At 35.4% G+C, this 8,672-nt stretch carries 9 protein-coding genes; 5 read left to right on the plus strand and 4 right to left on the minus strand.

Annotated elements, in window-relative coordinates; translation table 11 throughout:
- Positions 1-22: 22 nt before the first annotated feature.
- The 3 genes from V7149_RS16490 to V7149_RS16500 all read left to right on the plus strand — a co-directional run bounded on the left by V7149_RS16490 (position 23) and on the right by V7149_RS16500 (position 4,450).
- On the plus strand, positions 23-1,900 hold the full coding sequence (locus V7149_RS16490) for an LTA synthase family protein (RefSeq protein WP_438824124.1): 1,878 nt from the start codon (positions 23-25) through the stop codon (positions 1,898-1,900).
- A gap of 102 nt (positions 1,901-2,002) precedes the next feature.
- The gene (locus tag V7149_RS16495) at positions 2,003-3,190 is read left to right on the plus strand and encodes a M14 family metallopeptidase (protein ID WP_335346699.1); all 1,188 of its coding nucleotides are present in this window, start codon (positions 2,003-2,005) and stop codon (positions 3,188-3,190) included.
- 114 nt (positions 3,191-3,304) lie between these two features.
- Complete coding sequence (locus V7149_RS16500; protein ID WP_335346700.1) at positions 3,305-4,450, plus strand: hypothetical protein; 1,146 nt, start codon at positions 3,305-3,307, stop codon at positions 4,448-4,450.
- A 54-nt stretch (positions 4,451-4,504) separates the two neighbouring features.
- On the opposite strand, the gene V7149_RS16505 is transcribed toward V7149_RS16500, so the two are convergent.
- Together V7149_RS16505 and V7149_RS16510 are read right to left on the minus strand one after the other, a co-directional pair.
- Entirely contained in the window at positions 4,505-4,678 is a 174-nt protein-coding gene (locus tag V7149_RS16505) for a DUF2759 domain-containing protein (RefSeq protein WP_335346701.1), read from the minus strand.
- A gap of 107 nt (positions 4,679-4,785) precedes the next feature.
- The gene (locus tag V7149_RS16510; protein WP_335346702.1) at positions 4,786-5,277 is read right to left on the minus strand and encodes a hypothetical protein; all 492 of its coding nucleotides are present in this window, start codon (positions 5,275-5,277) and stop codon (positions 4,786-4,788) included.
- 113 nt (positions 5,278-5,390) lie between these two features.
- Between V7149_RS16510 and V7149_RS16515 the strand changes: the two genes are divergently transcribed.
- A complete protein-coding gene (locus tag V7149_RS16515; RefSeq protein ID WP_335346703.1) occupies positions 5,391-6,026 on the plus strand; it encodes an MBL fold metallo-hydrolase in 636 nt (211 codons plus the stop codon).
- Between the two features lie 175 nt (positions 6,027-6,201).
- Positions 6,202-7,266, plus strand: a complete 1,065-nt coding sequence (locus V7149_RS16520) for a class I SAM-dependent methyltransferase (RefSeq protein WP_335346704.1) — start codon at positions 6,202-6,204, stop codon at positions 7,264-7,266.
- A gap of 54 nt (positions 7,267-7,320) precedes the next feature.
- Here V7149_RS16520 and V7149_RS16525 read toward each other — a convergent pair whose 3' ends face one another.
- Entirely contained in the window at positions 7,321-7,566 is a 246-nt protein-coding gene (locus V7149_RS16525) for a DUF2626 domain-containing protein (protein WP_066293532.1), read from the minus strand.
- Between the two features lie 156 nt (positions 7,567-7,722).
- Complete coding sequence (locus tag V7149_RS16530) at positions 7,723-8,424, minus strand: helix-turn-helix transcriptional regulator (protein WP_335346705.1); 702 nt, start codon at positions 8,422-8,424, stop codon at positions 7,723-7,725.
- Positions 8,425-8,672 lie beyond the last annotated feature (248 nt).

The following is an 8,672-nucleotide window of genomic DNA, read 5'->3' on the forward strand; positions in this document are numbered from 1 at the left end:
GAAGAATTTCAAATGGTCAAAGATATCGCTTGTTGGAATTGCGATTGTGCTGCTTTGGCTAAAAACGTACATTACCTATAAAACTAGCTTCGATATTAAAATAGAAAATTGGAAGCAAGAATTTATTTTATTCATCAACCCATTGAGTTTCCTACTCTTTATCTTTGGGATTAGCTTATTTCTTAAAGAAAAGAACCGTAATCGCTATATACTTATTTCAAGTTTTGCTATTTCAGCGGTATTGTTTGCCAATGTCGTCTTTTATCGTTTTTTTAACGACTTCTTAACGATTCCCGTCCTTTTTCAAACTAGCAATATGAGTGATCTCGGCAGTAGTGTGAATGAATTGCTTAGCTTTACTGACATACTGTATTTTGCTGATTTTATTATTTTAGCAATAATTGTCGTCCTTAAACCGGCTTTTATTTCGTACAAAGAATTTTCTAAAGTCGACCGAAGAGCGTTTTTCTTAATTGCAGCTGCCATTGCTTTTTTTAATCTTGGACTTTCTGAGACGGAGCGTCCTCAGCTGCTTACCCGTACATTTGACCGCGAAATGCTTGTCAAAAACATCGGAACGTATAATTACCATATTTATGATATGTTTCTTCAATCGAAGTCATCTGCACAAAGAGCATTGGCTGATGGCAGTGAGTTAGTGGATATTGATAACTATATCCATGCTAACTACAAAAAACCGGACGATGAAATGTTTGGGATTGCAAAAAATAAAAATGTCATATTAATTTCTATGGAATCAACTCAAAGTTTTGTTATTAATGAAAAGGTGAATGGGCAAGAAATCACGCCGTTTTTAAATCAATTTATTAAGGATAGTTATTATTTTGAGAATTTTTATCACCAAACTGCCCAGGGCAAGACTTCAGATTCAGAGTTTATCGTAGAGAACTCCCTTTATCCTTTAAGCCGTGGGGCTGTATTCTTTACACATTCTGGGAATGAATATACTGCGACACCTGATATTTTAAGCGATAATGGCTATTTCACTGCATCTTTGCATGCGAACAATAAGAGCTTTTGGAACAGAGATATTATGTATCAATCATTAGGATATGACCGTTTCTACTCACTGCCTGATTATGAAGTTACGGAAGAGAACTCTGTAGGCTGGGGAATGAAAGATATTGATTTCTTTGAACAATCGATTCAGCATTTAAAGGAAATGCCGAAGCCGTTTTACGCAAAATTTATTACGTTAACGAATCACTTTCCATTTGAAATAGATGAAGAGGATCGATTTATTGAACCGTATACGTCAAATAATAAAACAGTTAATAATTACTTTCCAACTGTTAGGTACACTGATGAGGCTTTAAAGTTATTTATTGAAAGGCTGAAAGAAGAGGGCTTGTATGATGATTCGATCATCATTCTTTATGGAGACCATTATGGCATTTCGGAAAACCATAATAAAACAATGGGTGAGTTTTTGGGAACGGAAGTAACACCATTTGTAAGTACACAGCTCCAAAGAGTGCCATTCATCATCCACATTCCTGGACAAAAGGGCAAAACATTATCCACTGTCTCTGGTCAAATTGATGTCAAACCTACAATTCTTCATTTATTAGGCATTAACACGAAGAATAATATCGATTTTGGTTCAGATTTATTCTCAAAGGATAAATTGGAATTTACTGTTCTGAGGGATGGAAGTTTTATTACAAAAGATTATATTTACACACGTGAAACTTGCTATGATAAGAAAACAGGAGAGCCTACTGAAAGTAACGCCTGTGAACCATATATAGAAAAAGCAAAAAATGAGCTCGAATACTCCGACAAGATTATTTATGGTGACTTGCTGAGATTCTATGAGGATAAAGAGCTTATGGGCTCAAACCTTTATGAAAATGAAGTACTTATTAATGCCGAATAAAGAGAGAAAGTCTGCAATCATATAATTGCGGGCTTTTTTGTTCCCTTTGCATTTTTTTCTGTAAACATTCATAAAAATGAATGGATAAGGGAGGAAGATAAAATGAAAGTTAAAGTACGTGCTGGAGATACACTGTGGTATTATAGCCGCCTTTTCATGGTCCCTCTGAATTTATTAACGGATTCAAATCCTTCGATTAATCCAAACTCCTTAAACATAGGACAGGACATCCAGATTCCAGGATTTAAAGCAGTTCCATATAAACTAAAGAATGGGGATACCTTTTGGAAGCTAAGTCAGGCCAGACATCTATCCGTTGATGCATTACTCCTAATGAATCCAAAAACAAACCCAAACCACCTTCAAGCAGGGGAAACCATACTAATCCCATCCAGGGTGATAACACCCATTGTCAATGGGAAAAGGAATTATAATTTTGAGGCTCTAACTGAGGATATTCGAAGCTTACAAACCATCTATCCATTCATAAAGATAAACACAATAGGCAACACTGTACTTGGGAAGCCGATTCAAGAGATTCGATTAGGAAAAGGAACAAAAAAAGTTCATTTTAATGCTTCTTTTCATGCTAATGAATGGATTACCTCGGGGATTTTAATGGCTTTATTGAACCATTTCCTATTATCTTTAACAAATGTGAAACCGATAAGAGGACTCCAGACGATGCCTTTATACCAGTCAGTAGATATTTCCATTGTACCTATGGTAAATGCGGATGGGGTAAATTTAGTGATAAATGGCCCTACAGAGGATGTAAGAGAGCGAGTGATTGGAATCAATCGGGGAAGCTCAAATTTTAGCGGCTGGAAAGCAAATATTAGAGGTGTTGATTTAAATGATCAATTTCCTGCAAAATGGGAAACCGAAAAGGAAAGGTCCCCTGAAAAGTCCCCAGCCGCTAGAGATTATCCGGGTAGTGCCCCATTAACTGAGCCCGAGGCCATTGCGATGGCAGAACTAACAAGATCGGGACAATTTAACCGTGCGCTTGCCTTTCATACACAAGGGGAGGAATTTTATTGGGGATATGAAGGAATGGAACCCCCAGAATCAAGTGTATTGGCGAGAGAGTTTGCTAGAGTGAGCGGATATAGGTCAGTTCAATATATCGAAAGCTATGCAGGCTATAAAGATTGGTTCATTAAAGAATTCCGCCGTCCTGGTTTTACCATTGAGCTCGGAAAGGGAATAAATCCTTTGCCATTATCCCAATTTGATGAAATATTTGAAGAAGTGCTTGGTATTTACCTAGCAGCCTTATACATGTAAAATGAATGATAAAAGCCGTTTTTCGGCTTTTTCCTTTTAATAAAGAATAGCCATAATGAAACATTTTAGATTTTATTCCGTAATACTATGTACAGGGGAAAAAGGGGGGAGGATTTGATACAAAAATTTAAAAGCACTGGCATATTGTTTTATTTATTATGTTTTTTCCTCCTCTTTTTATTAGTTGGGTGTCAGTCCGAGAAAGAAACAGGGATACAGCCAATCCAGAAGCATAGTCAATCATTACATAAGGCAGCGATTCCTCATTCTTTTTTGTTAAATGAAGTCCAAGCCCCTGTTCCTATTCAAAAAGGACAATTTAATTCAATAAATGGTTGGCTAAATAATGATACGATAATTTATATGACAAATGTGGAACTAGGGACAAATATATACACCTATAATATTTTTACAGGTGAAACCCATTTGATATTGGAAAGCGAGGCACCTGTTTCATCAGTAATGGCTAGCCCTTCCGGCAATCAAGTGTTGATTCATTCCGCTCCAAATTCATATGAAGGGATCATTTCGATTGTCGATACGAAAGGAAAAGAAATTTTGAATAAACGGATAAGTGCATTTGAAATTCATTTCGAATGGAATCCTTATGATGAAGAAAAAATCCTTATTTCGTCATTTACGGAGGGATGGGATTATTCAGTATACTTGCTATCAATAAAGGATAAGACATTGGATGAGATTGAAAATAAGGAGCCATTCGTATATTGGTTTGCTAAAGATGAAATAATTTACTTAAACTGGAGTCAAAATGATCTCTCTCTCTTTGCTCCTCTCGTCAAAAGAAACATAAATGAGCCGAATGAAAAATTTTTGCTTAATGAAATATATTATATAAAGACAGTAAAAGATCTATTGATGACCATAACGGTGAATCCAGAAAATAGCAATGAAGCAGAATACACCTTTTTTTCAAAGGAACTTGAGAGGCTTGCTTCCATTTCTGTACCGCATTTAACACGTTTTTCAGACTGGCTTGTTCCTTACTTTGACTTTGACCAAAATCATCGTTTTATTTCCTTACAGCCTCTTTTCAGTACAGATGCGGATACGTATACGAATGGATTCCAGCTTATTTCGTTTGATATCGTAAATGGAGATAAAAAGGTTATCATAGATAACATGAAGAATGAGCCATTAAGCTGTGCTCCAAGCGGAGATAAATGCTTGTATGGGTTTTATTTTGAAAAACTGATTAACTTAGAAACAAAAACAATTATTCCGTTAGTGAAAGATTATTAATGGTTGAATCAAAAAGACTGTCCTTTTATTACAAGGACAGTCTTTTTTGAAAAATTAGTGTACAGCAGGATAACCACTGTTAATTAGTGTTAATAGAGCAAATCCGCCAAAAAAAACAAATGAGCCAGCACCGAAAACGATACCAAGAACATTTTTGTTCTTAAGTGCACTTAATGTACCAAAAGCTGCAAGAACGGCAACCAATGCAAAAATAATGACTAGTCCCATAATAAATAGCCCCCTTTTAATGATCAACAGCAGGCAAATGCCTAGAAATTAAGAAAAACTCGTTCGAAAAACCTGTATGTAACTTATTTTTACATTCATATTATATTTTATATTTTTTTCCTCTGTTTGTCGAGTTCAAAAAATGACACTTCTATGTCATACGCATTGGCTATCCCCTTTACTAAATCTTTTAAATGATGTTCCACGAAATAAATAGCCGCTTTTTCATTCTCAGTATTAAAAATCAAATGCTCCTCAAGCTGAAATAGAGCCATTTGAATCGCTTCGTTTGCACCGCCGCATATTGAAAATCCACAAACCATTTCTTTTAGCAGAAATGTATGAGAATTTGTAATGAATCCGAAATCTGTAAAGGTGTCTCCTATAACTCCGGGGGTTAATTGGATAAGCTCAAACTGATTTTCAAACAACCCAGCTTCGAGTAATAAAATCTTTGATTCAACAGCATCCTTTTCTGATTCATATATAAATATAGTTTCAATAAAATCAAAAACATTAGTGTCACTAAGGATAATAGCCTTAAAGTCAGGTACTTCTTCCATAATAATATTTGCTTCAACCGCATAAAATATGTTCATTTTATTCTCCTTTGTTAGGATTGCTTTAAATATATTTTAAGGCCGTTTCCTTTAATAGTTCAATCCATATAGTGTAGAATAGAGCTAAATTAAGCTTTTTGGAGGTGTTAGTATTGGAATGGAATCAGCTTCCACTAGGTCCATTACAAACGAATTGCTACATATTGTCAAAGGAAAATAATATTTGCTTAATTTTCGATCCTGGCGAGGAAAGTGATAAGCTGAGCAGCTATATTCAGAAAGCGAAATTAAAGCCGGTTGCGATTATTCTGACACACGCTCACTTTGACCATATTGGAGCAGTTGATGATATTAGGGAGGAGTACAATATTCCGGTATATATTCATGAAAAAGAGGCTGATTGGCTTCTTGATCCGGCATTAAATGGTTCCTCGCGTTATGAAATGATACCGAATATTAGCGGCAAGCCTGCAGATATTATTATCAATAATGAACAAGAGATCAGGATTGGGGATTTTACCCTCCAAATTTATGAAACTCCAGGACATTCACCAGGGAGTATTTCCATTTATATCAAGGATTCAGGCTTAGTCGTTGCAGGTGACGCATTGTTTTATGGAAGCATTGGGCGGACAGACCTGCCTGGCGGAAATCATCAGCAGCTATTAAATAGCATACATAATAAATTATTAGGGTTGCCAGAAGAAACGATCGTTCTTCCAGGACATGGACCTGCCACTACAATCGGACAAGAGATGGATACAAACCCATTTTTAAATGGCTTTTAACATTTGAAATGTGGAAAAGGCGGCTATGAAATAGAAAAGCCCTTCTCAAATGAGAAGGGCTTTTCTGGGGGATGTTCTATTCATATAATGGGAGGGGATATAGTTAAGCTACTTAATTTACAATATAATAAAGTTTTCATCGTGTCAATAGTGTTAACTTAAAAAAGGAGTTTTTATGATAAATTTTTTAAAAGAGTTTATATCGAACCACCCATTCAAAAGGATTACATATGCGGAATATATGGAAGTGGCACTTTATCACCCCGAGTACGGCTATTATATGAGAGAAAAGGAGAAGATTGGCCGCAAAGGGGACTTCATCACCTCAAGCAATATATCAGATTTTTACGGCAAATCCATAGCGAAATGGTATTATAAGCAAATGAATAAATTGAAGCTTGCTCCGGCTATATGTGAGATTGGAGCAGGTACTGGCCGCTTTGCAAAAGCATTTATTGATGAATGGAATCACCTTTCATCGGTCCCGATTCGTTATTATATTTTAGAAGCAAGTCCGTATCATCGAAAGGTGCAGCAAAAAGTACTGCACTTTAACGATTACGTGAAACAAATTGAAGGTTTAGACGAAATTAATCCATTTGAGGGTTTAATCTTTTCAAATGAATTGTTTGATGCTCTTCCTGTTCATGTTATCGAAAACCATAATGGACAATTGATGGAGCTGATGATTGGCCTAAACAATGATCAGTTAGTTGAAATAGCTGTACCATTGGAAAATGAGAAGATAATGACCTTTATTAAGAGCAGCGGATTAAAATTAAATAATAAACAAAGAATTGAAATTCCTTTATTAATGGAGGAGGTTATCAGTAACATAGCCAATGCGCTTACAAAAGGATTGGTTCTCACTGTTGACTACGGTTATACGAACGAAGAATGGCAGGAGCTAGGAAGAAGAGATGGCAGTCTTCGAGGATATTATCAGCATCAGCAATTTAATCATGTACTCATGCATCCAGGAGAGATGGATATTACAAGTCATGTTCATTTTGATTCTCTTATCCGAATTGGGAATCAGTTAGGATTGGCTTTTCAGCAGAAATGGAGACAGGATGAATTCTTATTAACTACAGGTTTATTAGATGAATTGCAGAATCATTATGACCCCGACCCTTTTTCAGAAGTAAGCAAAAGAAATCGAGCGATTCGGAGTCTCATTATGCCTTCAAGTATTAGCGGATCATTTCATGTAATATTGCAGAAAAAAGGAATAGAATAGAAAAAAATAAAAAAGCGATGCTTACATCGCTTTTTTATTATGTAGGTATAATTCTTAATGACCACTTACTCCTGGTGTCATCATAAACGTTGACCAGTAAGTGAAGCCAACGAAGAACACTGTTAAATATGCGGCAAAAACATACATATACATACGCTCTGAAAGCTTTAAGTAGCTTAAAAGCAGGAAAAATCCTGTTTGGCCGAAGAAGATTAAAGATGTTGTATACATGTCGCCTACGAAGAACATGACTGCAAAAATCCCTGTCCAGAATCCTAATACTCTGTACATACGATCCATATGTATCCCTCCTTTTACCATTACAAGTACATCATTACATATTATAAGTTATTCCCAACTTAAAAGTAAACCACTCTTTATGAATATTGATTAACGAGGATATAGGCGAAGCGCGACGGGTTCATGCTTCCGATTATCCTTTGAACTATTATTTCATTATTTTGTAACAATTGCATGATAAGCACATGTTTCACAGCCATTTAGCATATTTGCATTTTCGACTAATTCTACAGAACCAAATAATGCTTCAAACATCCCTTTAAGAAACTCTGAATGCATACCGCAAACAGATTCTGAATAATCTCCAGCCACTTCTTTAAATGGGCAGTTAAAGATTTGAAAATAAATTTTTGAATCGTCTTCATTTGCTTCAAATTCTGGATGGAATCCTGACATGATAGCTGCATTTTTAATAATATTTAGTTTTTGTTCGAATGAAAGCGACTCATTAAATTGAGCAGAACGGCTCGTTTCTTGCTCAATTAATTCATGTCCAAACTTTTTACCTGTATCGTATAAAGCCTGTTTAGCAGCTTCACCAAGTGAAAGCAATGATTGCATAGCAATCTTTGAAAGGAGCTGGTAGTCACGATACGGAAAATGAAGCTGTATCACATCATCTGATAAACGATAAAGTCTGCTTGGACGCCCGCCTTTTCCAGTTTTTTGCGTCTCTGATACAAGCATATTAACATCCTCTAGCTTTGAAAGATGTAGCCTGGCAACGTTTGGATGAATATTAAAATTATCTGCGATTTCCTGGACAGTTACTTCCTTATGTCTTTTCGTAATGTATTGATAAATATAATAACGTGTTGGATCTGATAAAACATTTGTAATTTTTAAAGTTTGTTCCACGTAACTCACCTCAGAACGATATTGATCCCATTATAATACAGTTTTTTAGAGTTAACACTGTATTCACTATAAGTTTATAAAATGTTCACAAATATCCACTCATGTATTTTAGCTACCAATAGTGATTAAACATGGTTTTTAGGATAGAGGTTTAGTCTTAGTGTAAGAATTATTATTTTTTTCATGCGAAAAATTTGTCAAAAATAAAAGGAAAATATATAATAAGGTCGAATATGTCTTTAATGACT

It is taken from the genome of Bacillus sp. JJ1503 (assembly GCF_036965125.1).
In the GTDB taxonomy this organism is placed as follows: Bacteria; Bacillota; Bacilli; order Bacillales; family Cytobacillaceae; genus Cytobacillus.